The sequence below is a fragment of the Streptomyces tuirus genome, assembly GCF_014701095.1.
Taxonomy (GTDB): domain Bacteria; phylum Actinomycetota; class Actinomycetes; order Streptomycetales; family Streptomycetaceae; genus Streptomyces; species Streptomyces tuirus.
In genome coordinates, this window is sequence record NZ_AP023439.1 from 1,011,189 (window position 1) to 1,037,227 (window position 26,039).

The 26,039-nt window shown below is 73.1% G+C and carries 24 protein-coding genes and 1 pseudogene; 11 read left to right on the forward strand and 14 right to left on the reverse strand.

From position 1 onward, the window contains the following. Positions 1–5: 5 nt before the first annotated feature. The 3 genes from IGS69_RS04745 to IGS69_RS04755 form a co-directional block, all read right to left on the reverse strand. Positions 6–887: a hypothetical protein gene (locus tag IGS69_RS04745; protein ID WP_190897275.1), complete on the reverse strand. Its 882-nt coding sequence runs from the start codon at positions 885–887 to the stop codon at positions 6–8. 109 nt (positions 888–996) lie between these two features. Next, positions 997–2,523, reverse strand: coding sequence for a hypothetical protein (locus IGS69_RS04750; protein ID WP_190897277.1), 1,527 nt, complete (start codon positions 2,521–2,523; stop codon positions 997–999). 102 nt (positions 2,524–2,625) lie between these two features. Continuing rightward, positions 2,626–3,321, reverse strand: coding sequence for a GntR family transcriptional regulator (locus IGS69_RS04755; RefSeq protein WP_190897279.1), 696 nt, complete (start codon positions 3,319–3,321; stop codon positions 2,626–2,628). Positions 3,322–3,518: 197 nt separating this feature from the next. On the opposite strand from IGS69_RS04755, the gene IGS69_RS04760 reads away from it, so the two are divergent. From IGS69_RS04760 to IGS69_RS04770, 3 genes and pseudogenes are all read left to right on the forward strand, one after another. Then, positions 3,519–4,820: an MFS transporter gene (locus tag IGS69_RS04760; RefSeq protein WP_190897280.1), complete on the forward strand. Its 1,302-nt coding sequence runs from the start codon at positions 3,519–3,521 to the stop codon at positions 4,818–4,820. Beyond that, positions 4,817–5,650: a putative hydro-lyase gene (locus IGS69_RS04765; protein ID WP_190897282.1), complete on the forward strand. Its 834-nt coding sequence runs from the start codon at positions 4,817–4,819 to the stop codon at positions 5,648–5,650. Before IGS69_RS04760 ends, IGS69_RS04765 begins: the two co-directional genes overlap by 4 nt. A 31-nt stretch (positions 5,651–5,681) precedes the next feature. Continuing rightward, positions 5,682–5,888, forward strand: a pseudogene (locus IGS69_RS04770) (KipI antagonist); the annotation flags it as partial. On the opposite strand, the gene IGS69_RS04775 reads toward IGS69_RS04770, so the two are convergent. The 5 genes from IGS69_RS04775 to IGS69_RS04795 form a co-directional block, all read right to left on the reverse strand. Continuing rightward, positions 5,885–6,757, reverse strand: coding sequence for an SGNH/GDSL hydrolase family protein (locus IGS69_RS04775; protein ID WP_232543434.1), 873 nt, complete (start codon positions 6,755–6,757; stop codon positions 5,885–5,887). The pseudogene IGS69_RS04770 and the gene IGS69_RS04775 sit on opposite strands and share 4 nt — an antisense overlap. A gap of 245 nt (positions 6,758–7,002) precedes the next feature. Then, positions 7,003–8,196, reverse strand: a complete 1,194-nt coding sequence (locus IGS69_RS04780) for a glycosyltransferase (RefSeq protein WP_190897284.1) — start codon at positions 8,194–8,196, stop codon at positions 7,003–7,005. Continuing rightward, on the reverse strand, positions 8,193–9,320 hold the full coding sequence (locus IGS69_RS04785) for a glycosyltransferase family 4 protein (RefSeq protein ID WP_190897286.1): 1,128 nt from the start codon (positions 9,318–9,320) through the stop codon (positions 8,193–8,195). The genes IGS69_RS04780 and IGS69_RS04785 overlap by 4 nt, the downstream gene beginning before the upstream one ends. A gap of 186 nt (positions 9,321–9,506) precedes the next feature. Continuing rightward, positions 9,507–10,925 carry a HEAT repeat domain-containing protein gene (locus tag IGS69_RS04790; RefSeq protein ID WP_190897288.1) on the reverse strand — a complete coding sequence of 473 codons (1,419 nt, stop codon included), beginning with the start codon at positions 10,923–10,925 and terminating at the stop codon, positions 9,507–9,509. 301 nt (positions 10,926–11,226) lie between these two features. Next, positions 11,227–11,619 (reverse strand): ankyrin repeat domain-containing protein, encoded by a 393-nt coding sequence (locus tag IGS69_RS04795; protein WP_190897290.1) that lies wholly within the window; start codon positions 11,617–11,619, stop codon positions 11,227–11,229. Between the two features lie 298 nt (positions 11,620–11,917). Here IGS69_RS04795 and IGS69_RS04800 point away from each other — a divergent pair, with 298 nt between their 5' ends. Both IGS69_RS04800 and IGS69_RS04805 read left to right on the forward strand, forming a co-directional pair. Beyond that, a complete protein-coding gene (locus IGS69_RS04800; protein WP_030843336.1) occupies positions 11,918–12,112 on the forward strand; it encodes a hypothetical protein in 195 nt (64 codons plus the stop codon). 52 nt (positions 12,113–12,164) lie between these two features. Then, positions 12,165–13,868, forward strand: a complete 1,704-nt coding sequence (locus IGS69_RS04805) for a hypothetical protein (protein WP_232543435.1) — start codon at positions 12,165–12,167, stop codon at positions 13,866–13,868. Between the two features lie 355 nt (positions 13,869–14,223). On the opposite strand, the gene IGS69_RS04810 is transcribed toward IGS69_RS04805, so the two are convergent. Continuing rightward, the gene (locus tag IGS69_RS04810; protein WP_190897292.1) at positions 14,224–15,723 is read right to left on the reverse strand and encodes an SCO1417 family PLP biosynthesis transcription factor; all 1,500 of its coding nucleotides are present in this window, start codon (positions 15,721–15,723) and stop codon (positions 14,224–14,226) included. A 99-nt stretch (positions 15,724–15,822) separates the two neighbouring features. Here IGS69_RS04810 and yczE point away from each other — a divergent pair, with 99 nt between their 5' ends. From yczE to IGS69_RS04830, 4 genes are all read left to right on the forward strand, one after another. Then, on the forward strand, positions 15,823–16,476 hold the full coding sequence (yczE, locus tag IGS69_RS04815) for a membrane protein YczE (protein WP_190897294.1): 654 nt from the start codon (positions 15,823–15,825) through the stop codon (positions 16,474–16,476). After that, on the forward strand, positions 16,473–17,240 hold the full coding sequence (locus IGS69_RS04820; RefSeq protein WP_190897296.1) for a glycerophosphodiester phosphodiesterase: 768 nt from the start codon (positions 16,473–16,475) through the stop codon (positions 17,238–17,240). Before yczE ends, IGS69_RS04820 begins: the two co-directional genes overlap by 4 nt. A gap of 50 nt (positions 17,241–17,290) precedes the next feature. Next, positions 17,291–18,637: an MFS transporter gene (locus IGS69_RS04825; RefSeq protein ID WP_190897298.1), complete on the forward strand. Its 1,347-nt coding sequence runs from the start codon at positions 17,291–17,293 to the stop codon at positions 18,635–18,637. A gap of 266 nt (positions 18,638–18,903) precedes the next feature. Then, on the forward strand, positions 18,904–19,278 hold the full coding sequence (locus IGS69_RS04830; protein WP_030247095.1) for an RNA polymerase-binding protein RbpA: 375 nt from the start codon (positions 18,904–18,906) through the stop codon (positions 19,276–19,278). Positions 19,279–19,464: 186 nt separating this feature from the next. On the opposite strand, the gene fxsA is transcribed toward IGS69_RS04830, so the two are convergent. The 4 genes from fxsA to IGS69_RS04850 all read right to left on the reverse strand — a co-directional run bounded on the left by fxsA (position 19,465) and on the right by IGS69_RS04850 (position 23,605). Further along, entirely contained in the window at positions 19,465–20,040 is a 576-nt protein-coding gene (fxsA, locus tag IGS69_RS04835) for an FxsA family membrane protein (protein ID WP_190897300.1), read from the reverse strand. A gap of 88 nt (positions 20,041–20,128) precedes the next feature. After that, complete coding sequence (locus tag IGS69_RS04840) at positions 20,129–20,932, reverse strand: polyprenol monophosphomannose synthase (RefSeq protein ID WP_190897302.1); 804 nt, start codon at positions 20,930–20,932, stop codon at positions 20,129–20,131. Positions 20,933–21,466: 534 nt separating this feature from the next. After that, positions 21,467–23,068 (reverse strand): amidohydrolase, encoded by a 1,602-nt coding sequence (locus IGS69_RS04845; RefSeq protein ID WP_190897304.1) that lies wholly within the window; start codon positions 23,066–23,068, stop codon positions 21,467–21,469. 96 nt (positions 23,069–23,164) lie between these two features. Beyond that, complete coding sequence (locus IGS69_RS04850) at positions 23,165–23,605, reverse strand: Lrp/AsnC family transcriptional regulator (RefSeq protein ID WP_004002750.1); 441 nt, start codon at positions 23,603–23,605, stop codon at positions 23,165–23,167. Positions 23,606–23,808: 203 nt separating this feature from the next. Between IGS69_RS04850 and IGS69_RS04855 the strand changes: the two genes are divergently transcribed. After that, positions 23,809–24,243: a hypothetical protein gene (locus IGS69_RS04855; RefSeq protein ID WP_190897306.1), complete on the forward strand. Its 435-nt coding sequence runs from the start codon at positions 23,809–23,811 to the stop codon at positions 24,241–24,243. Positions 24,244–24,403: 160 nt separating this feature from the next. After that, the gene (locus IGS69_RS35165; RefSeq protein ID WP_078615159.1) at positions 24,404–24,652 is read left to right on the forward strand and encodes a hypothetical protein; all 249 of its coding nucleotides are present in this window, start codon (positions 24,404–24,406) and stop codon (positions 24,650–24,652) included. Here IGS69_RS35165 and IGS69_RS04860 read toward each other — a convergent pair. Further along, positions 24,615–25,787, reverse strand: a complete 1,173-nt coding sequence (locus IGS69_RS04860) for an acyl-CoA dehydrogenase family protein (protein ID WP_190897308.1) — start codon at positions 25,785–25,787, stop codon at positions 24,615–24,617. The two genes, IGS69_RS35165 and IGS69_RS04860, sit on opposite strands and share 38 nt — an antisense overlap. Positions 25,788–26,039 lie beyond the last annotated feature (252 nt).

Here is a 26,039-nt window from a genome sequence, read left to right on the forward strand (position 1 = left end):
GGAGTTCAGGAGGAGTGGAACGGCAGCCCGGCGTCGGCGACCAGTTCCAGGTCGTCGCTCTCCTCGGCGGGCAGCAGCGTCGGTGTGCCGTCGGTGACCGGGACGACGCCCAGTTCCAGCAGTTCGGCCATGGCGGCGCTGCCGGCCATGTCGCGGACCTGGAGCTGGTAGCGGGCGGTGGTGCGGTAGGTGCCGCCGTGGTCGTCGCCGGTGCGCTGCAGGAATCCGGAGTCGGTGAGGAAGGCGACGGCCTTGGCGACGATGCCGGTGGTCGAACCGGCCAGCCGGCGGGCGTCCTTGGTGGCGCCGGTCGCGCTGCGCCGCACCCAGATCCGCCAGGCGGCCTCCAGGCCGGGCGCGTCGGTGGCCGGGTCGGTGTTCTCGCCCTGCTCGTCGGCGCGCTCCTCCAGGCGGCGGCAGGCCTGGCGCACGAAGGCGTCGACGCCGTTGACCGAGACCCGGCCGATGTAGCCGTCGTCGGCGAGGTCCTCGGGGCGCGGGAACGCCATGGCGGCGACGGCGAGATGGGCGAGCCCGTGCAGGAAACGGTCGCCTCCGTCGGCGGCCGTACGACGCGCGTAGTCGCCCATGCGGACGGCGAACACCGAGTCCTCGGCGGCGGTCACGGCCATGCCCGCGCGGGGGGAGACCTCCAGGACGATCAGGCCGAGCCCGGTCGCCACGGCGTCCGCGAGCCGCGCGAAGGGCGGGTCCTCGCGGTAGCGCCGCAGCAGGTCCGCGTACTCCTGGTCGCGGGCGGGCTGCAGCTTGGGCTGCAGGCCGAACGACACGAGCCGGGCCGCGTCGGCGGCGTCGGCGGGAGTGACGGCGGCGGTGGCCGCCGGGGCCGGGCTCTCCGCGTCGCCCCACTCGACGTGCTCGCTCACGACGGGAACTCCTTGACCTTGTAGACGGGATTGCGGGCCACGCCCTCAGGGGCGCGGGGAACTGCGCGACGGGCCACGACGGCGCCGCGGCCGGCCACCGGGGGCGGGATCACGCGGCCTCCGTCCTGTCGGCCGCCATCCCCGCCGCGTCCAGCAGTGCGGTGCCGACGATGAGGTCGGCCCCGCCGAACTCCGGGTCGTCGAGTTCGGTCCCGTCGTCGACGGCGAACAGCAGCTTCTGCTCGCCCTGGCGATAGGCCGTGCCGACCGGCGGGCTGGCGGCGTGCACCGCGAGCAGGGCGACCAGATACGGCAGCTCTCGGTCCTGCCGCCGGGCCTGCGCCAGCAGTCCGGACAGCCGGCGCGGCGCGTCCGCCGGCAGGTCGAGCAGCTCCTGCGCGGCCGCCATCTGCTCCTCGCTGAACCGGCTGTCGTCCGGCGTGGCGATCAGGTCGGGCTCGGGCATCTCCGCACCCAGGTGCTCCCGCTCCACCGGCGGCGTCAGCAGTATGTCGACCAGGTCGCCGACCCGGACGGACACCGGTGTGCGCAGCCCGGTGCCGCGGCTGAAGAAGGCGTCGGTGACGCGGACAGCCTGCTCCAGCGGCAGCGGGAGCACGGGCGAGACGAGATGTCCGTAGAGGTCTGTGCCCGACGTCGTCATCGGGGTGGCGAAGGCCTGCCGGTCCTGCTCGGCGCGGAACAGCGGTCCGGCCTCCAGCAGGCGGGACTGCAACTGTGTGTGCCGGCGGATGCAGTCCTTGACGATGTCGACGAGCTCGGCGGCGCGGCGCTTGTGCTCGGGGTCCTCGGACTCGTCCCGTGCCTTGCGGATGTTGGTGAGGATCGCGTTCTCGTGGCGGTAGCGGTCGGCGACGTGCTCCAGCGCCTCGGCGATCATGTCGGGCACGCTTGCGAGCCAGTCCACCGCGCGCACGTTGCGCCGGGTGGCGTCCAGGGCGCGGCGCAGGGTCTCCGAGTACTGCACGGTCCGGTAGCGGGCCTGTTCGGCCGCGAGCTGGGCGTCGGCGAGCCGGCCGCGGCTGATCAGCACGTCCAGCTTGACCTCGGCGGCGATCTGCGCGCTGGTGACGTCCGTGTCGAGGGCGCCGACGAGGACGTTGACCGCCTCGTCCGTCGTACGGAGGTAGACCGTGCCGCCGGGGCCGGGGACCTCTTCGATCAGCTTGAAGTCGTAGTCGCGGCGCACATAGGTGCCGTCCGCCCCGAACGTGCCGTACACGGCGCGGAAGCCGCGGTCCACGCTGCCGACGTTGATCAGGTTCTCCAGGACCCAGCGGGCCACCCGCTCGTGCTCGGCGGCGGGCCGCCGCGGGGCCTGGGCGGCGATGCGCGGGATGAGCCGGGCGACGATCTGGTCGTGGTCGGCGCCCGTGTCGAAGTCCATGTTGAGGGTGACCAGGTCGATCGCCGCGAGGGCGACCTCCGCCATGCCGTACACCGAGTACGCGCCGGCCAGGTTGGCCTTGCGCGCGTCCAGGTCGTGCAACGGCGCGGTGCAGGCGAGCGCACGCAGGCGCCGCGCCAGGCCCTCGTCGGCGGCCGGCCCCGGGGCGGGGCGCGGCCCCGCGCTGAGCTGGGGCGGAACGCTGTCCGTCGATGCAGGCGAAGTCACGGTGCACAGACTAGGTCCTGGGTCTGACAACCACCCAAACGACGCGGTACGCCCCGTGGGCCGCCGGCCTCAGCCGTCCCCACGGACTCCGGAGCCGCCCCCTCAGCCGTCCTCGCCGACCCGCCGCCGGTACACCTCGACCACCCGCTCCAGCGAGTCGTCGAGGTACCCGGCGAGCAGGCTCTCGGCCTTCTCGCGGTCCCCGCCCTGAAGAGCCTCGAGGACCGCGGCATTTCGTACGATGTACGGCTCATGCAGCTGCTGCGGCTCGTCCACCACGTGGAACGCCAGCCGCAGTTCGGCGAAGACGCTCCGCATCAGCTCGGCGGTGCGCTCGCTCGCGGCGAGGGCGACCAGCTCCCGGTGGAAGTGGATGTTCGCGGTACCCACCGCCTTCCAGTCACCTTCCCGGGCCGCGCTCCGCCCCTCCTCGACCGCCTCGGCGAGCCCGTCCAGGCCGTACGGCGGCTCACCGAGACCGCGGACGACCGCGCACTCGACGAGCCGCCGGGTGCGGTAGATGTCCTCGACGTCCTCCACGGTCAGGACCCGGACGAAGACGCCCCGGTTCAGCTCGTGGACGAGCAGGCGCTCGTGCGTGAGCAGCCGGAACGCCTCGCGCAGCGTGTTGCGGGAGACGCCGAGCGCGCCGCCGATGCTGTCCTCCGACAGGCGGGTCCCGGGCGGGAAGTACCCCTCGGCGATCCGGCTCCTGAGGATGTCCGCGACCCGCTCCGCGGTGCTGGTGCGTCCCAGGAGGGTCCGGTCGTCGGAGAGGTCCTTCAACTGCTCTGCCATGCCGGAATTCAATCGCAGATCACAAGAACGAACCAGCATGGGTATTGAGGGATCGTTGAACAATCCCCTACGGTGCTACGCACAGCGTCGCGGCGGCGGGGCCGCTTTCCCCACCGGTTTCCCCCGCCGCGGCGCCTGCCACCCCTACGGCACGGCTCACTCCGAAGCACCCTCCCTCCTCCCTCTGCGAGGTGCCCATGAGCACGACCCCTCCACCGCAGGCCCGGATCGACGGCCCACGCCCCGCGACCACCGAACGCACCTCGGACGACGGGGCGTTCGGCTGGCTGCGTGCCCTGGGCCCGCGCGGCCGCCGCGCCTTCGCCGGCGCCTTCGGCGGCTATGCCCTGGACTCGTACGACTACTTCACGCTGCCGCTGAGCATGGTCGCGCTGTCCGCCTACTTCGGCCTGAACAGCGGCCAGACCGGTCTCTTGACCACGGTCACGCTGGTGGTCTCCGCGGTCGGCGGCGCCCTGGCGGGCGTGCTCGCGGACCGCGTCGGCCGGGTGAAGGCGCTGATGCTCACGGTGATCACGTACGCGGTGTTCACCGTCGCCTGCGGTTTCGCGCCCAACTACGAGACGCTGCTGGTCTTCCGTGCGCTTCAGGGGCTCGGTTTCGGCGGCGAGTGGGCCGTCGGCGCGATCCTGGTCGCCGAGTACGCGAGCGCCAAGAACCGAGGGCGCACGCTCGGCGCGATCCAGAGCTCCTGGGCCGTGGGCTGGGGCCTCGCCGTGATCGTCTACACCCTGGTCTTCTCGGTGGCCGGCGACGACCTGGCCTGGCGCATCATGTTCTGGACCGGGGCGCTGCCCGCGCTGCTCGTCATCTGGTTGCGGCGCAGTGTGCACGACGCCCCCGAGGCGGCCGCGGCACGTGAACGGAGTGCGGAGAGGGGCTCGTTCACGGCGATCTTCAAGCCCGGCCTGCTGCGGATCACCCTCTTCGCGGGACTGCTCTCCACCGGTGTCCAGGGCGGCTACTACACACTGGCCACCTGGGTGCCGACGTATCTGAAGTCCGAGCGGGACCTGTCGGTCGTCGGCACCGGCGGCTATCTGACGTTCCTCATCTCGGGCGCCTTCATCGGCTACCTGACCGGCGGCTACCTCACCGACAAGCTGGGCCGGCGGCGCAACATCTGGCTCTTCGCGCTGCTCTCCGCGCTCTGCATCCTGGCGTACGCGAACATCCCGAGCGGCGCGAACACCCTGCTCCTGGTGCTCGGTTTCCCGCTCGGGTTCTGCATGTCGGCGATCTTCAGCGGCTTCGGGTCCTACCTGAGCGAGCTGTACCCGACGGCGGTGCGCGGGACGGGGCAGGGATTCACGTACAACGCCGGGCGCGCGGTGGGTGCCGTGTTCCCGACGACGGTCGGATTCCTGGCCGACAGCTGGGGCGTCGGCGGCGCGCTGGTCTTCGGCGCGATCGGCTACGGCATCGCGGCCCTGGCCCTGCTCGGGCTGCCGGAGACGCGTGGGAAGGAACTCGCGTGAACGGCACGGGTACCGGCACCGAGGACCGTCCGGTGGTCCTTGTCGACGAGGACGCGCACGCGTGGAGCCCCGAAACGGCCCGCTCCCGCTTCCGGGAGGGCCTGACGGGCCCCACGGCCGGGGTCGCGGCGGGCCACACGCAGGTCAACCTGATCTCGGTGCCCGCCGACTGGGCCTACGACATGCTGCTGTTCTGCCAGCGCAACCCCAAGCCCTGCCCGGTCCTCGACGTCACGGACGCCGGCTCCTGGACGACCGTGCTGGCCGAGGGCGCCGACCTGCGCACCGACCTGCCGCGCTACCGGGTCTGGCGGGACGGCGAACTGGTGGACGAGCCGACGGACGTGCGTGCCTACTGGCGGGACGACCTGGTGTCGTTCCTCATCGGGTGCAGCTTCACCTTCGAGTGGGCGCTGGGCGAGGCGGGTGTTCCGATCCGCCACGTCGAGCAGGGCCGCAACGTCCCGATGTACGTGACGAGTCGGCAGTGCCGTCCCGCGGGGCGGCTGCACGGGCCGCTGGTGGTGTCCATGCGGCCGGTGCCGCCCGGGCAACTGGCGGCGGCGATCCGGGAGAGCAGCCTCATGCCGGCGGTGCACGGCAGCCCCGTGCACTGCGGCGATCCCTCGGGCCTCGGCATCGACGACCTCGGCCGTCCCGACTTCGGGGACCCGGTGGACGCCGAGCCGGACGACATCCCGGTGTTCTGGGCCTGCGGAGTGACCCCGCAGGCGGCCGTGATGGCCTCGCGTCCGCCGTTCGCCCTCACGCACGCGCCGGGGCAGATGTTCCTCACCGACGCACACGACGAGCAGTACCGCGTGGCCTGACCGGAGAGACGGCACATGATCTCGATCGACTGGTGCCGTGCAGGTCCCGCCGCACGGCAGGCCGGTGGTGTTCCTCGCCGACCACCCGACCACCGGGGGTTACCCGGTGATCGCCGTGGTCCTGGCCGCCGGCCTCCCGGCCGCCGCCCAGGCGGTCGCGAGCGCAACGGTCCGCTTCGCGGCCGTACGCCGCCGCCCAGGCCCCGCGTCTGCATGTGACCCGGGCGACAGGCACTAGGCCGCGTCCGCCCGCTCCGCGGCCGACAGGCCGGCCAGGGCGGCGGACACCGCGGCCGAGGCCCTCAGGTCGAGCCGGGCGCTCGTGCCGCGGGCGCGGTGCCGGAGTTCGTCGGCGGCCAGGGACAGGAGCTGGGGCAGCAGGTCGGTGCAGCGGCGCGCCACCCAGCCGGTGCCGGCCGTGGCCAGCCACCACAGGCTCGCGGACGTCGACGGGACGGGGAATTCGGGCTCGGGCGAGGGCGCGGGCCCCGTGGCGAGGCCCCGCTCGGCGAGCAGTGTGTGGAAGCGCAGGGCGAGTTGCCGGTGCCCGCGTTCTCCGGGGTGCAGCCGGTCCGCGCTCCACAGGGCACGGTCGATGGTCCAGTCGCCCTCGCACGCGTGCAGGTGCAGCGCCTCGTACCGCTCGGACAGGGCGTGCACCACGGTGTTCACGGCCCGTTGCCGCCGGGCAAGCGGGGCGGCGAGGGCCCCCGGCAGGCCGAGCATCGTGCCCGGGTCGGGCAGGCACGCGGTGAGCAGGAGCGCCCCCTCCCCGGCGCAGGCCGCGTACACCTGGTCGAGCCGGGCGGCCACGGCCCGGATGTCGAAGGTGCAGCGCAGGGTGTCGTTGACGCCGACGACGACGGACACGAGGTCGGGCCGCAGCTCCAGCGCTTCGGGCAGCTGCCGCTCCAGCACGTCCCGGGTCTGTGAGCCGCTCACCGCGAGGTTGGTGAACCCGGCCGGCTGCTCCGCGAGCCCGTCCGCGAGCAGCGCGGCCCAGCCGCGCCACGCCCCGTCACCGACGGGGTCCCCCACGCCCTCGGTGAGCGAGTCACCGAGCGCCACGAACCGCAGCGGCCCGTCGAACCGCGCGCATCCGTCCAAGCGCGGGGGCCCCTCGACCCGCGAGGATCCCTCCACCCTCGGGGGTCCCTGGACCCGTGGCAGTCCCTCGACCCGCAGGGGTCCCTCCACGCCCGAGGATCTCTCGACACTCAGGGGTCCCTCGCCCCGCAGAGATCCCTCGACCCGCAGGGGTCCCTCGACACGCAGAGGTCCCTCGACCCGCGACGACCCCCCGACCCTCGGGAATCGCTCAATCCACGAGCATCCCTCGACCCACCGAGGTCTCACGCCACACCCCCGGGCACGAACGGCCGGCCCGGGCGCGCCGGGACGGCCGCGTCGTGCGCGGCGAGGAACGCGTCGACCGCCGCGTCCCAGCCGAAGCACTCCGCACGCGCGCGTGCCGCCTCGCGCCGGTCCGCCTCAAGGCGTTCCAGCAGCAGGGCCACGGCGTCCGCGAACGCCTCCCCGTGGTCCGCGGCGACGGCCCCGGCGGAGCCGATCACCTCCGAGAGCGCGGACGACGCGCTCGCCACCACCGGCGTGCCGCAGGCCATGGCCTCCAGCGCGGCGAGCCCGAAGGTCTCGGCGGGCCCCGGTGCCAGGGCCACGTCGGCGGACGCCTGGAGCGCGCCGAGCAGCCCGCGGTCGGAGACGTGCCCGAGGAAGGTGACCGGCAGGCCGCTCTCGCGTGCCCGCTGTTCGAGCCGGGGGCGCAGCGGACCGTCCCCGGCCACGACCAGCACGGCCCGCCGCCCGCGCCGCCGCAGCGCCTCCAGGGCGTCCAGCGCCGTGCCGGGCCGCTTCTCCACGGACAGCCGCGAGCACATCACGAGCAGTGTCTCGTCCTCGCGCGCGTGCCGGGCCCGGGTGTCCGGGTCGCGCAGCGCCGGGTGCCGCCGCACCAGGTCGACGCCGAGCGGCGCCCGGACGACGTTGCGGGCCCCGATCCGCACGAACTCCCGCTCGGCGAACTCGGTGGTGCACACCACGCGCGAGTACGTGTGGGCCGTACGGGCGTTGAGGGCGTCGGCGGCGCGCCGGGCGGCTCCCTCGGGCACGCCCCAGGTGCGCAGCACCCCGTCGGCCGTCTCGTGGGAAACCATCACCGACGGGACCCGGGCGCGCCGCGCCCACCTGCCGGTCCACCTCAGGGTCGTACGGTCGGACACCTCCAGCCGGTCCGGCGCGAGCTCCTCCAGAAGCCGGGCGACCCGCCGCCGGCCGGCGAGGACGCGGTAGCCGCCGGTGCCGGGCAGTAGCGGCCCGGGGAGGGTGATCACCCGCCCCTGCTCGGTCTCGCGGTCGCTCATGCGCTCGCCGGGGATCACGAGGACGGGTTCGTGTCCCGCGGCCTTGAAGCCCTTGCCGAGTTCGCGCAGCGCGGTGCGCAGTCCGCCGGACGAGGGGGCGACGAAGTTGGCGACCCGGACGATCCGCAGCGCCTCGCGGCCGCCGCCGGGGCGGGAGTCGCTCATGCCGCCACCGCCGTACGGCGTCCGGCGAGCACCTTCGTGTAGTGCCCGATCAGCCGGTCGCCCACGGCCGCCCAGGTACGGCCCTCGACTGTGGCGCGTCCTTCGGCGCCGTAGGCGGCCCGCACCCCGGGATCGGCGGCGAGGGACCGCACCGCGTCCCGCACCGCGGTCGCGTCGCGCGGCGGCACGAGCAGCCCGGTGTGCCCGTGGGCGACCAGGTCCAGCGGTCCGCCCGCGGCGGGCGCCAAGACCGGCAGGCCGCTGGCCATGGCCTCCTGGACCGTCTGGCAGAAGGTCTCGAAGGGGCCCGTGTGGGCGAAGACGTCGAACGAGGCGAAGACCCGGGCGAGGTCGTCACCGGTGCGCCGGCCGAGGAAGACGGCGCCGGGCAGGGCCTGTTCCAGGCCGGGCCGACTGGGGCCGTCGCCGGTGATCACGACCCGGACGCCCTCCAGGCCGCAGACGCCGGCGAGGAGTTCGACCTGCTTCTCGGGGGCGAGCCGGCCGACGTAGCCGACGATCAGCTCGCCGTTCGGGGCGAGTTCGCGGCGCAGGGCCTCGTCGCGCCGGTCGGGCCGGAAACGCTCGGTGTCGACGCCGCGCGGCCACAGCTCGACCCGGGGCACGCCGTGGGTCTCCAGGTCGTGCAGGGCGGCGCTGGACGGGGCGAGGGTGAGGTCGGCGGCGCCGTGGACGGAGCGGATGCGCCGCCAGGCGGCGGCCTCTCCGGCGCCCATGTAGGTGCGGGCGTAGCCGGCCAGATCGGTCTGGTAGACGGCGACGGCGGGGATGCCGAGCCGGGCGGCGGCGGCCATGCCGCGTACGCCGAGGACGAAGGGGCTGGCGAGGTGGACCACGTCGGCACGGTGCTCGACGAGGGTGGCGGCCAGGCGGCGGCTGGGGAGGGCGACGCGGACCTGGGGGTAGCCGGGGAGCGGGAGGGAGGGGACGTGGACGACGGGGCACGGCGCGAAGGCGTCGGGCTTGTGCCCGGGCGCGGGGGCCGGGGCGACGACGACGGGGGCGTGACCGCGATCGACGAGGTGCCGGGCGGTCTGGAGCGCGCAGTGGGCCACGCCGTTCACGTCGGGGGGAAAGGATTCGGTCACGATGACGACACGCATACCGGTGTTGTCGCCGTGCCGGACGTGGTCGCGTCAACGTGGATCTGTCCGGACGAGGAACGTCCTATGAGCGTTCTGAGGTGCACCCGCGCAGGTCAGGGGGTGGCCATGCCCTCCTGGCCCGCGGGTCACCCCGAGTTCACCCTCAAGGCGCGAATCCGCCCCCGCCTTCCCTCGGGAAGGGGGTCACACAGCGGTCTCCCCGGGACCGATCCGGCTGCGTACGGCCGTCTGCACCTCGGCCTCCTCGGCCGGGTCGGCGGCGAGCCGGCGCAGGCGCTCGACGACGCGGGCGTCTCCCGTCTCGGCGTGCCGGGCGGCGATCTCCCGGGTGGTCTCCTCGCAGTCCCACAGGCACTCGACGGCGAAACCGGTGGCGAAGGAGGGGTCGGTGGCGGCGAGGGCCCGGGCGGCCCGGCCGCGCAGATGGGAGGAGGCGGTCTCGCGGTAGACATGGCGCAGTACGGGGGCGGCGCAGGCGATGCCGAGCCGTCCGGTGCCGTCCACCAGCGTCCACAGGGTCGGCGCGTCGGGGCCTTCGCCCCGTACGGCCTCCCGTAGCGCCGCGAGGACCAGGTCGCGGTCCGGGACTCCGCCCCGGCAGGCGAGGACGCGGCCGGCGGCGGCACCGAGCACGTCGGGCCGCCGGGCCCAGCCACGGGCCCGGTCCACCGCGGCCGGCGAGCGCATCCGTTCGAAGGCGTCGACGGCGGCGTCCACGACGAGTGTCGAGCCGGTGGCCACGGCGCCCTCGATCAGGTCGAGGGCCTCCGGATCGTTGCCGTCAGCGAGGTACCTGAGGGCCGTGCAGCGGGCTCCGTCGGTGCCGTCCTGCGCGGCCCGGACGATCTCGGCCCGGTCCTCGGGGCCCGCCACAGCGGTCAGGCAGCGGGCGGCCGGCACATGGAGGGCGGCACCCCGCTCGATGCCCTGCTGGGCCCATTCGAAGACGGCTTGCACGCTCCACCCCGGGCGGGGGCCGGACGGCCGCATCTGCCGCTGCCAGCGGTCGAACGAGCCCGTCTCGTGGGCGGCACGCACGCGTGCGGCGACGGATGCGCGCGGATCCTCGGCCCACAGCCGCCACGGCCGGGGCTCGAAGGCGTCCCGGACGGTGGCGGCCAGCTCGGCATCGCCCTCCGGGTCCGCGGGGAACCGGGCGAGGACGGGTGCGGCGAGGGCGCGCAGTCCCGCGTCGTCGTCCCTGAGGGCCAGTTCGTCGAGGGCCCAGGCCCAGTTGGAGCCGTGGGCGGCGTACCTGCGCAGCAGTTCGAGGGCGTCCCGCCTGCCGTAGGAGGCGAGGTGGCCGAGGACGGCGAGGGCGAGTCCGGTGCGTGACTCCTCGCCGTCGAGGACGTCCTCGGCGCAGAAGAGATGGGCCTCGACCTCGTCCAGCTCGCCGTTCAGGTCGAGGAAGAGGCGGGCGTAGTAGAGGGAGCGGTTCTCCACCTGCCAGTCGTGGCGGGGGTCGCGCAGCACACAGTGGTTCAGCGCCGCCAGGGCCTCGGGGCGTGGGGCGGTGAGCGCGTGCAGCGTGCCGTCGCCGCGGCCCCGCTGAAGCAGGCCGAGCAGCGTACCGCTGGGCGCTATGACCGGATCGAACATGGGAAACAGCCTCACATCAAGCGTCGACGCAACCGGGGACGTGTAACTACCTGGCCGCGCGACAACACGTCGGAGAGCCCGCCGTTTCCTGCTTGCTGTAGACCATCTTCCTCTGCCTCTCGTCGGTGGCCCTTGCGGACCGCGTCACGGCCCGCGCGGTGCGGCAACTCCTGCCCAGCCATCACGTCCGTGAACCACGTCGTCATGATGACTCGGCACTCTCGTCTGCCGCGACCGAAATTTCGGCGGCCCTGTACCGCCTCCCCCGTTTTCTGTGTTTTTCCTGGTCAGACCTGTCGGTTCAGTGCTCGCCGAACAGTTCGAGCAATTCCGTCCGGCCGAACATCCGGGCGGTGTCGACCGCCGAGGGCGTGCCGGCGGACGGGTCGGCGCCGCCCTCCAGAAGGGCCTTGATCACGTCCGTTTCGCCCTTGAAGACCGCTCCGGCGAGCGGGGTCTGGCCCCGGTCGTTGATCCGGTCGGCCTCGGCACCGCGCTCCAGCAGTGCGCGCACCGCGTCGGAGTGGCCGTGGTAGGCGGCGAGCATCACGAGCGAGTCGCCCCGGTCGTTGGTGAGGTTGGCCGGAACACCCGCGTCGACGTACGCCACGAGGGCCTCGGTCTGTCCCCGCCGGGCCAGATCGAAGACCTTGGTCGCGAGCTCCACGACCTCGGGGTCGGGGACTTCGGTCATCGGACGGACCGCCTCTCCACTACGCATCGCCTCCGGTGCGTACGCCTGCGAGGGGCGCAGCCGTACGAGTGAATCGCCAGGGTACTGGCTCGCGCGGCACATGACCCGATGTGCCCGAGGTAAAGATCAGCACAGATCCGGACAAGCGCAACAGCCCGGCTCCACCGGGCACGTGACCACTCCGCTACACGGGGGAAATCGCCAGAATTTCACCCAGTTGCACCTTTTATCGTATGGATACATCCTGTGAGCCTGGAAGTACTCATGGTGACTGTCCCCGCGAACCAGGAGAACTCAAATGATCCTCTCCATCTCAGGCGTGGTCCTGCTCGGCATCGTCGTCTTCATCTTCTTCCGCAAGGACGGACTGAAGGCGTCGCATGCCGTGGTCGCCATGCTGTTCGGCTTCTATCTGGCGAGTACGGCCATCGCTCCGAGCATCAAGGCGGGCGGCGAGAGCCTGGCGAGCCTTCTGGGCGGAATCAAGTTCTGACAACCCCGTTCCCCGTACGCAGCACGCCCGTACGCACTCACTGGAGGCAGTAGTGGCCCGGCGCCCCCTCCCCCGCATTCTGAGCAACGGCAGCGCGCAGCTCGCCCGGAGCCGGGAGCTGGCCCGGACGGCCGCCGACAGCGCCACGGACGTCCTCCACCCGCTGATCACGATCACGCGGGGTCTGCGCCGGCTGGCAGCGGCCGGGCGGCGCAGATGGGCCGAGACCCCCAAGGAGAGACGGGGGGCGCTGCTGTTCCTGGTGGCCTCCGTGATCCTGGTCGTGGCGCTGGTGCCGTACGGACCGCTGCTCGCCGCCATCACCCTGATGGCGGCGGCGGCCTGGCAGGGCCGGGACCGCTCTCCGGCGGCTTCCGACGGGCCCGACGAGTCGCAGAGCCAGCGGCTGAAGTCGCTGTACGAGGCGCTCGTGCCGTACTTCTCCGCCGCCGAGGACCCCGAGCCGCTGTACTCCCACGGCGGCGCGTGGGACAAGGCCTTCCCCACCTACGCCTTCGACGGCGGCGGCCGGATCTCCCAGCTGGTCGTCCGCTACCCGGCGTACTTCACCGACGGCGAGGCCGAGGCCCGCGCCCGGATCGAGCACCTCCTCGCGGCCAAGTCGGGCCGGGGCCGCGAATACCACTTCACGTGGGACGAGGAGGGCAACCAGTTGACGGTCGGTGTGCTCCTGCCGCTGCCCGTCGACATCGCCGCCCAGCGTTTCGTCACCACCCCCGGCGAGACGGTTCTCGGCTTCACCGACCCCACCCGGGTCCAGCGCACCCTCCCCCTCACCTTCGGGGAGAAGCAGCGGGACGTGCCGCCGGTCGTCTGGCGCACGGGCCTGCGCTCCACCGAGCCGCACCTGCTGGCGCTCGGCCAGCCGGGCAGCGGCACCTCCACCCTGCTGCGGTCCATCGCCCTGCAGGCCCTGCTCCACGGCGACGTGGTGATCGTCGACGGCGGGGGCACCGGCGAGTACGCGTGCCTGACCGGCAGGGACGGCGTCCTGGCCGTCGAAGCCGGGCTGGCCGGGGTCACGGCCAGTCTGGAGTGGGTGGCGACCGAGACGGAGCGCCGCCTCATCGCCGCCAACCAGGCCCACCAGGCGGGCGACCCGCCGCCCGACGACACCAAGCGCCCGCTGTGGGTCCTCCTCGACCGTCCGACGGCGTTCACCCACCTGGCGACGGCGGACGGCCGCAAGGATCCGCAGTCCCTCCTCCAGGTCCCCCTCCGGCACGGCCGCCCGGCGAACGTGACGGTGGTCGTGGCCGACCAGCTGGACAGCCTGGACGCCCTCAGCGAGCCGGTACGCCAGCACACCCGCGCCCACGTGGTCCTGGGCCCGGCAACGGCGGAACAGCTCGAGTCGGTCCTGGGCGCGCCCCCGCACACGACACCGATCGACGAGCTCCCACCCGGCCGCGGCTACGCCCGGCTGGGCAGCGGCCCGGTCCACCGCCTCCAGGTCCCCGCCACGCCGAACCCCTACGACGACGCCACGCCCGACGCCCTGTGCGAGGCGGTCCTGGACCTTCTCCCGCCGCGCACCACCCCGGCGGACGGGGAGACGATCCCGGAGCAGGACCAGTCGGAGGGCGGGCCGGAGCCGGTACCGGCGGAGGGGGAACCGGAATCGGTGCCGCCGGCTCCGGAGACGCCGGAATCAAAGCCGCAGCCGACTCCCGTCCTGACCGTGACCGAGGAACCCCTGCCGAACCCGGTACCGGTACTGACCAAGGAGAAGTAGCCAGGGGCCGGGGGCCACAAGGCCCCCGGCCTCGGGCCACAGGGCCGCCAGCCTCGGATCAGAGCCCCCCGGCCTCGGGTCAGGGGTTCCGCCAGCCCGGCGGGCCACGGGTGCCGGCCACGGGCCGCGGGTCACGGTGCCAGCCTCGGGCCACGGGCCCACCGGTGCTGGCCTAGGGCACGGGGCACGGGTCACCGGCGCCAGCCACGGGCACGGGGCGCGGGGCGCGGGGCCAGCCACGAGCCACGGGCCACCGGTGCCGGCCTCAAGCCACGCGCCCGGGCCGCTGGCCCCAGGCCCGGGCCCAGGCCGCTGGCCGCCGGACGGCACACCCCGGCAGCCACCCCGTCGCCCCTCACGCCACGAACGTCCGCGGCGCCTCCGCGTTCCCCACCGCGCCGCTCTCCACCAGCCCCGCCGCAGCGGCCAGCCGCGCCGCCGCCTCCTCGGCCACGGCCCCGCCGACGGTGAACGGCAGCCGCACATACCCCTCGAACGCCCCGTCCACCCCGAACCGCGGCCCGGACGGCACCCGCACACCCACGCGCTCCCCCGCCTCGGCCAGCCGCGAACCGGACAGACCCCCCGTGCGCACCCAGAGCGTCAACCCGCCCTGGGGCACCTCGAACTCCCACGCGGGCAGCTCCCGCCGCACGGCGGTCACCAGCTCGTCCCGGTTCGCCCGCGCCTGCGCCCGCCGCACCTCCACGGCCTGCTCCCAGCCCCCCGTCCCGAACAGCCAGTTCACCGCGAGCTGCTCCAGGACCGGCGTACCGAGATCGGCGTACGCCCGGGCGGAGACCAGGCTGCGGATCACGTCCGGGGCGGCCCGCACCCACCCGATCCGCATCCCGGCCCAGAACGCCTTGCTGGCCGACCCCACCGTGATCACCGTGGATCCGGCCGGGTCGAACGCGCACACCGGCCGCGGCATCCGCACTTCCGGATCGAGCCACAGCTCACTCATCGTCTCGTCGGCGATCAGCACCGTTCCCGCGGAGCGCGCCGCGTCCACCAGCCGTCGCCGCTGGTCCTCGTCGGCGAGCGCCCCGGTCGGGTTGTGGAAGTCGGCGACGACGTAGGCGATGCGGGGCGCGGCGTCCCGCAGGACCTGCCGCCAGCGGTCCATGTCCCAGCCGGTGAGCCCCTCGGCCATGGCGACGGGCACGAGCCGGGCCCCGGCCTCCCGCATCAACTGGAGGATGTTGGCGTAGGAGGGCGACTCGACGGCGATGCGCTCGCCGCGCCCGGCGAACAGATGGCAGATGGCGTCGATCGCACCCATCGCCCCGGTCGTCACCATGATCTGCTCGGGCATGGTCGGGATCCCGCGCGCGGTGTACCGCTCGGCGATCATCGCCCGCAGCGCGGGCAGCCCGGCGGGGTAGTCGCCGTGCGTGTGCGCGTAGGGCGGCAGTTCCTCCAGCGCGCCCTGGACGGCCCGGGTGAGCCAGGGCTCGGGAGCGGGCAGCGCGGCGCACCCGAGGTCGATCAGCGAGCCGAGGGCCTCCGGCGGAAGGGGCTCCAGCCCCCGCGCGGGCAGCGGGTTCCCGGCCGGGACGGCGGTCCAACTGCCCGCGCCCCGCCGGGACTCCAGGAACCCCTCGCTGCGCAGCGCCTCATAGGCGGCGGCCACCGTCGTACGGCTGACGGACAGGGAGAGGGCGAGTTCGCGTTCGGCGGGCAGCCGGGCGGCCACCGGGACCCGTCCCTCGAGCACCAGCAGCCGGATGCCGTCGGCGAGCGCGCGGTAGGCCGGCGGCCGGCGCGTGCCGGGCCCCGCCGGGCGGTCCTGCTGGGAGCTGAGAAGCCGGGCGAGCTGCGCCGCGCCCACGGCCGAGGTCCACTCCGCCATTGAAATCAGTCCACCTTCCCCGGATTGGCCATGGATGGCTTCACCGTCCAAGCCACATGGTGGCATGCATCAGTCCACTACCACCACAGGGGGCACATCATGTCCACGCGGGGGCACCTCGCCCGGCGGCTCGTCCAGCTCTACGCCGGTCTCGCGCTGTACGGCGCCAGTTCGGCACTGCTCGTGCGGTCGGGGCTCGGACTGGAGCCCTGGAACGTGCTGCACGAGGGACTCGCCGAGCGGACCGGCCTGTCGATCGGTGTCGTGCTGACCCTGGTGGGCGCCGCGGTGCTGCTGCTCTGGATCCCGCTGCGCCAGCGGCCGGGCCTGGGCACGATCTCCAACGTGCTGGTCATCGGCCTGGCGATGGACGCGACGCTGGCCCTGGTGCCCGACGCGCACGGCCCGGCGCCGCGCATCACGCTGATGGTGGCGGGGATCGTCCTGAACGGCGCGGCGACCGGTCTGTACATCGCGGCCCGCTTCGGACCGGGCCCGCGCGACGGCCTCATGACCGGACTGCACCAGCTCACGGGCGTCTCGATCCGGCTGGTCCGCACGGGGATCGAGCTCACGGTGGTGGCGACCGGCTTCGCGCTGGGCGGCACCGTCGGGATCGGCACCCTTCTGTACGCCCTGGCGATCGGCCCCCTCGCCCAGGCCTTCCTGCGCGTGTTCGCCGTCCCGTCGGCATCCGGCGGCAGCACGGCCGTTGCCACCGGTCGACCCCGAGGAGCGATACTGCGTCCGTGACCCCGCGGATACGCCACCCCTACCTCGACCATCCCGGCCCGATCGCCTTCGCCCACCGGGGCGGGGCGGCGGACGGCCTGGAGAACACCGTGCGGCAGTTCCGGTGCGCCGTCGAGGCCGGGTACCGGTACATCGAGACGGACGTCCACACCACCCGGGACGGCAAGGTCGTCGCCTTCCACGACGCGACGCTGGACCGGGTGACGGACGGCGCGGGCCGGATCGCCGACCTGCCGTGGCAGGAGGTCCGCCAGGCGCGTGTGGCGGGCCAGGAACCGCTCCCCCTGTTCGAGCAGCTGCTGGAGACCTTCCCCGACGTGCGGTGGAACGTGGACGTCAAGGCGGAGGCCGCCCTCCTGCCCTTCCTGGACCTGGTCGGGCGGACGGACTCCTGGGACCGGATCTGCCTCGGTTCGTTCTCGGAGGCGCGTGTGGTGCGCGCCCAGCGACTGGCCGGTCCCCGCCTGGCCACGTCGTACGGCACCCGGGGCGTGCTCAACCTGCGGCTGCGCTCCTGGGGAATGCCGGCCGCGGTGCGCCGCTCGGCGATCGCCGCGCAGGTCCCCGAGATCCAGTCCGGCATCCAGGTCGTGGACCGGCGCTTCCTGCACGCCGCCCATGCGCGCGGGCTCCAGGTGCACGTGTGGACGGTCAACGACTCCGAGGGCATGCACCGGCTGCTCGACCTGGGCGTGGATGGCATCATGACCGATCACATCGACACGTTGCGCAAGGTCATGGAGGACCGCGGCGTCTGGGTCTGAGACCCCGGGCCCGTCCCCTCTGCGCGTTCACGGGGAAGCGAGGGGCACGGGTGGGCCACGACACCGTGCGGACACCGCCGGCCGACGAGGCCGCGGAGCGCAGGAGCGAACAGCGCGGCTGGTACGTCTACGACTGGGCCTGCTCCGTCTACTCGACGAGCGTGCTCACCGTGTTCCTCGGCCCCTATCTGACGTCGGTCGCCAAGTCCGCGGCCGACGCCGACGGGTACGTCCACCCCCTCGGCATCCCGGTGCGCGCCGGGTCCTTCTTCGCGTACTCGGTGTCCCTGTCGGTGATCGTGGCCGTGCTGGTGATGCCCCTGGTGGGCGCCGCCGCCGACCGCGCGGGCCGCAAGAAGCCGCTCCTCGCGGCCGCCGCCTACACCGGGGCCACGGCCACGGCGGCCATGTTCTTCCTGGACGGCGACCGCTACCTGCTGGGCGGTGCGCTCCTGGTCGTCGCGAACGCCGCGCAGTCCGTGGCGATGATGCTCTACAACTCCTATCTGCCGCAGATCGCCCCGCCCGAGGAGCGGGACGCGGTCTCCTCCCGCGGCTGGGCCTTCGGTTACGCGGCGGGCTCGCTGGTTCTCGTCGCCAACCTGGTCCTCTACACCGGGCACGAGGGCTTCGGCCTCTCGGAGAGTGCGGCGGTCCGCATCTGCCTGGCGTCGGCGGGCCTGTGGTGGGGCGCGTTCGCCATCGTCCCGCTGCGGCGGCTGCGCGATCGCGGGACCGCCGGGCGGGAGGCGGCCCTCCCGGGCTTCCGGCAGCTCGCGGCAACCGTCCGCGACATGCGCCGCCATCCGCTGACGCTCGCCTTCCTGCTCGCCTACCTCGTCTACAACGACGGCATCCAGACGGTGATCTCCCAGGCCTCGGTCTACGGCTCCGAGGAACTGGGCCTGGAACAGTCCACCCTCATCGCCGCCGTACTGCTGGTGCAGGTACTGGCGGTGGCGGGCGCGCTGGCCATGGGCCGGCTGGCCCGGGTGTACGGGGCCAAGCGCACGATCCTCGGCTCGCTGGTCGCGTGGACGGTGACGCTGGCGGCCGGGTACTTCCTGCCGGCCGGGGCGCCGGTGTGGTTCTTCGTCCTGGCCGCCGGGATCGGCCTGGTCCTCGGCGGCAGCCAGGCACTGTCCCGCTCCCTGTTCTCCCATCTGATCCCGCCGGGCAGGGAGGCCGAATACTTCTCGGCGTACGAGATGAGCGACCGCGGCATGAGCTGGCTCGGGCCGCTGCTGTTCGGGATCACCTACCAGCTGACCGGGAGCTACCGGGACGCGATCATCTCGCTGGTGGTCTTCTTCGTGCTCGGTTTCGCCCTGCTCGCGCGGGTTCCGGTGCGGCGTGCGATCGGCGAAGCGGGGAATCCGGTTCCTGACAGGATTTAGCACTCGGAGCGAAAGGGCTGTAGTGTACGCGTTTGGCCTGCCAGGCGGACCGTTACTGCGCGTCAAAGATGCCGAAACGCTGGGTTATATCTGCTATCAGATGTGACAAACCGGGCGCTGGTGGGTACAACAAGGGCGGCTACGACGGCGACGCATGACCCGGAACGGGACTCGGAACGGGAATCTTTACCGCCGACCGGACGTTGACCGGATGACGACGACAGCGACACCTGTCCTGTGGGCGACAAGCCCGGGAGGCACGATTCATGAGTGAGCGAGCTCTTCGCGGCACGCGCCTCGTGGTGACCAGCTACGAGACGGACCGCGGCATCGACCTGGCCCCGCGCCAGGCCGTGGAGTACGCATGCGAGAAGGGGCACCGGTTCGAGATGCCCTTCTCGGTCGAGGCGGAGATCCCGCCGGAGTGGGAGTGCAAGGTCTGTGGGGCCCAGGCACTCCTCGTGGACGGCGATGTCCCTGAGGAAAAGAAGGGCAAGCCCGCGCGTACGCATTGGGACATGCTGATGGAGCGGCGCACCCGTGAGGAACTCGAAGAGGTCCTCGAGGAGCGCCTGGCGGTTCTGCGCTCCGGTGCGATGAACATCGCTGTTCATCCCCGAGACAGCCGCAAGTCGGCATAGTCCCTCACGGGCCTGGCCGAAGTAACAGCGCATCAGAAGACCGCGGGCGCCGTACGAGAAGTACGGCGCCCGCGGTCTTCCGCATGTCCGGGGCCTGGTGCGGCACCTGCCACGCGTGTCCGGTTCCCGTGCGGCTCCTGCCACGCATCTCCCCTTACGTACGCGCGGGCCTGCCCCCGGGACGGCTCAGTGCGTCAGGGGCGGGCGCGGGGGCTGCGGGGTGTCCCCCGGCTCGTCCCTGATGACCTCGCCCTGGACGACCTTGCCGTCGGGCTGGTGCATACGGGCCTGCTGGAAGGCGCCGCCGAGGGTGCCCGGGCGGGCTTCCCGGAGCTTGCGCTCGAACGTGCGCTCCGCCGAGCGGCTCACGACCTTCTGCACGGGCGGCAGCAGCAGGAGCAGGCCCACCGCGTCCGAGGCCAGGCCGGGGATCATCAGGAGCAGACCGCCCAGCATCATCAGGCCGTTGCCCTCGCTGCCCGGCCGGGCCGCTTCCGGCATGCCACCGCTCTGCTGCTGTTGCAGCGCCTCGGAGAGCTTGCGGAAGGCCCGCCGGCCGGCCCGCTTGATGACGACCGTGCCGGCCACCAGACCCGCCAGCAGAACGAGGAAGACCACCAGCCCGCTGGTCGCCCTCGCCACGAGCGTGAGCAGCCAGATCTCCAGGACCAGCCACGCGGCGACGCCGAGCGGCAGGAACGTACGCAGCCGGGAGCGCTTGGGCCGGGCGGAGGGCAGCGGGGTCTGAGGGCCAGTCGTCATGCGTCCAGTGTGCCTGGCCCCGGCTCAGCACGGGATAAGGCCACCATCAGCTGATTCCGTGAACGGCCGCCCTCGCAGCGGTCTGCCGTTACGGCTTCGAGGGCTTGCCGCCGCGCCCCGTGACCTTGCCGACGCGCTCCCCCACGCCCCACGCCGTGACGCGCCACAGCGCCTCGACGAGGATGTCGCGGCTCATCTTGGAGTCGCCGAGTTCGCGCTCGACGAACGTGATGGGCACCTCGATCACGTGGTAGCCGGCCTTGACCGCGCGGCGGGCGAGATCGACCTGGAAGCAGTACCCCTGGGAGGCCACCTCGTCGAGACCGAGCCCCTGGAGGGTCTCGCGGCGGAAGGCACGGTAGCCGCCGGTGATGTCACGCAGCGGCAGGTCGAGCGCCAGCCGGGAGTAGAGGCTGCCGCCCCGGGAGATCACCTCGCGGGACTTCGGCCAGTTGACCACCCGGCCGCCCGGCACCCAGCGCGAGCCCAGCACCAGGTCGGCGCTCTTGAGGGCGGTGAGCAGACGCGGCAGTTCCTCGGGCTGGTGGGAGCCGTCGGCGTCCATCTCGATCAGCACGCCGTAGTCGCGCTCCAGGCCCCAGTGGAAGCCCGCGAGGTAGGCGGCTCCGAGGCCCTCCTTGCCCTTGCGGTGCAGCACGTGGACCTGGTCGTCCTCGACGGTCAGCTCGTCGGCGAGCTTGCCCGTGCCGTCCGGGCTGTTGTCGTCGGCCACGAGCACGTGCGCCTCGGGGACGGCCTTGCGCACCCGGCCGACGATGCTCTTGATGTTCTCCGCCTCGTTGTAGGTCGGGATGATCACCAAGGCCGTGCCGAGCGGGCCGAACGTCCTCACCTGGGCCCCTGCCGCGAGGGTCCCGTCGCCGTCGTTCACTGCTGCCCCTTCATGTCCATACGCAGAGGTCCACCATAGTGGGCCCGGCCTGCGCCGACGTGACAGGACGTTCGAATCGTGGTGTCGAATCCGCACGACGCGGGTGAGAGCGCGCCTCCGTGTGCGCGTACGCGGCGGATGGGGGCCCGGCGCCCTTCGGGCCGACCTGGGATCCGCCGGCTGCGGATCGACCTGAAGCCGTTGTCTACTGAGCGCACGGGCCCCACCCGGGTCACACCTCCCCGACCGGCCGGAACGTTCTCTCGGCGCTGCGCCGGCCTGAGCCTGGCTCCCAGTGGCGGTGCCCCGGTGCGGCACACCGTCCCTGACCCGGCGGCGCCGCGGCGAGTGCTCGGACGTTCCCCGGTCGGGCGTCCGGTGGTGGACTCGGCCGAACCTACCGGCCCCCTGCGGCCGCCTGTCAACAGCCGTTTGACCTGCGCGTTCGGCGGCAAAGCCCTGGTCAGAGCCGAGGATGCGCAGGTCGCGCGACGGGGGCGCCGCGCACGACTTCATGCGCGCCACCCCCGTAGATCACTCGCCCGGCCGTACGAAGACCGTGCGTCCGCCCACCACGGTGCGCAGACAGACGGGCAGGTCGCGGCCCGGAGTGAGGTCGGGCAGACCCGGGGTTCCCGAGCGGGGATCCGTCGACCAGCGGGCGACGCGGTCGTCCGGGGCCTGGACGACGAGTTCGCCGGTGCGCCAGACGGCGTAGTCGGCGGGGGCGCCCGGGACCAGAACGCCCGCGTCGTCCCGTCCGACGGCCCGCCAGCCGCCGCGCGTGTGCGCCGTGAACGCGGCGCGCACGGAGACGCGATGCTCCGGCGTGCGGTGGAAGGCGGCGGCCCGGACCGTGCCCCACGGGTCGAGCGGGGTGACCGGGCTGTCGGAGCCGAAGGCGAGCGGGACACCGGCGCGCAGCAGGGCCGCGAAGGGGTTCAGGGCCCGGGCCCGCTCCTTTCCGAGCCGCTGGGCGTACATGCCCTCCTCGCCGCCCCACAGGGCGTCGAAGGCGGGCTGCACGGAGGCGGTGAGGCCCAGTTCGGCGAAGGCGGCGACGCTTTCCGGAGTGAGCATCTCGGCGTGCTCCACGCGGTGCCGGGCGGCCCGGATCCGGCCGAGCCCGACCTGCTCGGCGGCGGCGCGCACGCCCTCCACCACAGCGTCCACGGCCGCGTCGCCGATGGCGTGGAACCCGGCCTGCAGGCCCGCCTCGGTGCACGCCACGACATGCGCCGCGACCGCGTCGGCGTCCAGGTAGACGATGCCGGTGTCCCCGGCGTCGGCGTACGGGTGGTGCAGACAGGCGGTGTGCGAGCCGAGGGCGCCGTCGACGAACAGATCCCCCGCGGCGCCCACGGCGCCCAGCTCCCGCGCCTTGGCGACGTCCTGCTCGGCCCAGTAGCCGACGACGCGCGGCCCGTGCTCCTCGGCGGCGAGGCGCAGCAGGCCGGTGAAGTCGTCCTCGGAGGAGATCTCCGGCCCGGCGCACTCGTGGAGCGTGCCGATCCCCAGTGACACGGCGTGCGCGAGCGCGGCGCGCTGCGCCTCGGTGCGCTGCCGAGGCGTCACGGCGGCGAACGCGGCGGCCCGCACGGCGTGATGGGCGTCGGCGGTGAGCGGACCATCCGCACGGGTGACATCGGGAACCGCGTCGAGCAGGGCGGTGCTCACGACCGCCGAGTGGACGTCGATCCGGCTGAGGTAGAGGGGCCGGTGCCCGGCGGCCTCGTCGAGCTCGGCCCGCGTCGGGGGCCTGCCCCCGGGCCAGCGGGCGGCGTCCCAGCCGTGACCGAGCAGCACCCGGTCGTCGGGCCGGGCGGCGGCGAAGTCCCGGACGAGGGCGAGGGCGGCCTCCAGCGTGGGGGCGCCGGAGAGGTCGAGCCCGGTGAGGGCCAGGCCCGTGGCCGTCGTGTGCACATGCGCGTCGGTGAACGCCGGGGTGACCAGCGCCCCGTCCAGGTCGACCACCTCGTCGACCCCGTCCGCGAAGGCGTCGGCGGCCCCTTCGGAGCCCACCCAGGCGATCTGTCCCCGCTCCACGACCATCGCGGTGGCGAAGGGGTCGGCGGGGCTGTGCACCTCTCCACGGCGGAGCAGGACGGTCTTGGGCGGGGCGGTGGACTCACTCATGGAGCACAGTCTCACAGGGGGCGGGGGCGCCGCCCGCATCAGGGGCGCGGTGAACTGCGCGAACGGCCCCGCACGACCCGCCCGGGGCAACCGGCGTCAGATCCGTGGCGGTCGGGCCTCGTACGGCGTGGACAGCACCACCGTCGTCCGCGTGGACACCCCGGCCAGTGACCGCAGCCGGGCCAGCAGCTCCTCCAGTTCGTGCGGCGTCGCCACCCGCACCTTGAGGATGTAGTTCTCGTCGCCCGCGACGCTGTGACAGGCCTCGATCTCGGGCACGCCGGCCAGCCGGTCGGCGATGTCGTCGGGCGCGCTGGGGTCGAACGGCTTCACCGAGATGAACGCGGTCATGGGCAGCCCCACCGCCTCGGGGTCGACGACCGCCGCATAGCCGCGGATCACACCGCGCTGCTCCAGCCGCCGCACCCTCTGGTGCACGGCCGAGGTGGACAACCCCGTGGCCTTGCCCAGGTCGGTGTAGCTCATCCGCCCGTCCTTGACGAGCAGCTGCACGATCTGTCGGTCCAGCTCCTCCATGGCGCAAGAACCTACAGTGCGGTTGATCTCCCCGGGTACCTGAGGCGCCGAGGAGGGCATCTGCGCAGGGCATGTGACGAACGCCACAGGCCTCGAACAGTCTCCGTGATGTTCTCGTGATTACCGCCCAGGGGGGACGGGAAGTGCTTGCTGTGGCCGAGGCCGCAGTGCCTGTGACGGCCCAGTCCGAGGGGGAGATCCCAATGCAGAGTCTTAAGCGCCCTGGTCGCACCGCACCCAAGCGGCAGCAGCTCGTCGTCGAGCCCGAGCCGGAGGGCGTCGAACCCGACGCCTACGACGACGAACTCGACGCCTACGACACGTTCGAGATGTTCCGGGTCGTCTGCCCGGACTGCGCGCAGCCCATCGCCCTGCTGGCGGACGAGGAGGTCCTGCCGGAGCACGCGATGTGCGCCTCGCCGTGGAACCCCTTCGGACTCACGGTCTGCGCCGGAACCGGCCGCAGGGCCACGGACGCCCGCCCCGCTGACGAGTCCGTGGAACCGCAGGAGCAGGACACCGCACTGCTGTTGACGCTCCCTCAGGGGCTCGACTGGCGGACCCAGCCCTTCTCGCACGTCGGCGGCCCGGGCTCACGCCCCATCAGGGTCCCGGTCATGCGCCGCCAGGCGGCCTGAGCGCGGGCTCTCCTCGCCCGCCACTCCCGTAGCTGCCCCGCACCACGGCCCGCAGACCGCCGTGGTGCGGTCCAGTGTGCCCGCGGCCGTGAGCGGCACTGAACGAACGCCCGATTCCACCATCCGGTGACCTGTCCGGGCTCTGCCGCGTTGCCCTGGTATGACCCCCATCTCCTCAGCGACCGGGCGTCAGCGCCTCCTGTACGTCCCACCGCCCGCAGAATCGGTTCGGCCGGCTCCGCCCCGCTATCAGGACCCGCCGATCTACCGCGACTTGATGCGGACCTGGGCCGAGGGCGGCCGCACCCTCCCGGGCCGTCACGACCCGGAATGGATGCGGCTCGCGGCCCCTTGGCGGGGCCTCGACCAGTTCAGCGTTCCTCTGGACCCGCGAGATGGCGGGCGATGACCATGCGCTGGATCTGGTTGGTGCCCTCCACGATCTGCAGCACCTTGGCCTCGCGCATGTAGCGCTCGGCCGGGAAGTCGGCGGTGTAGCCGTAGCCGCCGAGGATCTGCACGGCGTCGGTGGTGACCCGCATCGCCGTGTCGGTGCAGTGCAGCTTGGCCATGGCGGCCTGCTTCGCGAACGGCCGCCCCGCGTCCTTCAGCCGTGCCGCCGCGAGGTAGAGGGCGCGGCCCGCCTCGATCTGCGTCGCCATGTCGGCGAGCATGAACCGCAGTCCCTGGAAGTCGGCGATCGGCTTGCCGAACTGGCGCCTCTCGGCCGCGTAGGTCACGGCCTCGTCGAGCGCGGCCTGTGCCACGCCGATCGCGCACGCCGAGATGCCGAGCCGCCCCGAGTCGAGCGACGACAGGGCGATCGCGAAGCCCTGCCCCTCCTCGCCGATGCGCCGGGCGTCCGGGACGCGGACGCCGTCGAAGTGGACCTGGGCGGTGGGCGAGCCCTTCATGCCCATCTTCTTCTCCGGCACGGCCGCGCTCAGCCCCTCCGCGTCGCCGGGCACCAGGAACGCACTGATCCCGCGCGGGCCCTCCTCGCCGGTGCGGGCCATCACCGTGTAGAAGTCGGCGATCCCGCCGTGCGTGATCCAGGCCTTGGTGCCGGTGATCACCCAGTCGTCGCCGTCCCGCACGGCCCGGGTGCGCAGGGCCGCCGCGTCCGATCCGGAGTGCGGCTCGGAGAGGCAGTACGCGCCGAGCATGCCGCCGCCGAGCATCGCGGGCAGGTGCTCGAGCTGCTGCTCCTTGGTGCCGTAGGCGGCGAGCGCGTAGGAGGCCAGGGAGTGCACGCTGACGCCGAGACCGACCGTGAGGCGGGCCGCGGCGAGCTCCTCCAGGACCTGGAGGTAGACCTCGTAGGGCTGGTCGCCGCCGCCGTACTCGGAGTCGTACGGCAGGCCGAGCAGCCCCGACTGGGAGAGCAGGGTGAACAGCTCGCGCGGGAAGCGGCCGGCGTCCTCCTCCTCGGCCGCGCTCGGGACGATCTCCTGCGCCGCGATGTCGCGGACGAGTGTGATCAGGTCCCGGGCCTCCTCCGTGGGCAGTTGTCGGTCCACCGGCTGCGGGGCGCGGTCGGGCATGGCGACGCTCTCCTCCCTGTCGGGCACTGGCGGTCGGGCCCATGGGTGGGGGCGGCGCCGCCGGGTCGTTCTGGTGCCTGGCCGATGCTTGCAGTCCCGGGTCTCGGAAGCTGCTGACCAGCGGCTGTGCGCTGTGAGTATGCCCGATCGGAGGCATCCAGTCACCAGTTAACGACCGCTTACTTCAAGAAATGGCCGAGTGCACCCGAAGCGGCGAAATTGGTCCGAACCATTGACCCAACTGGTCTAGTC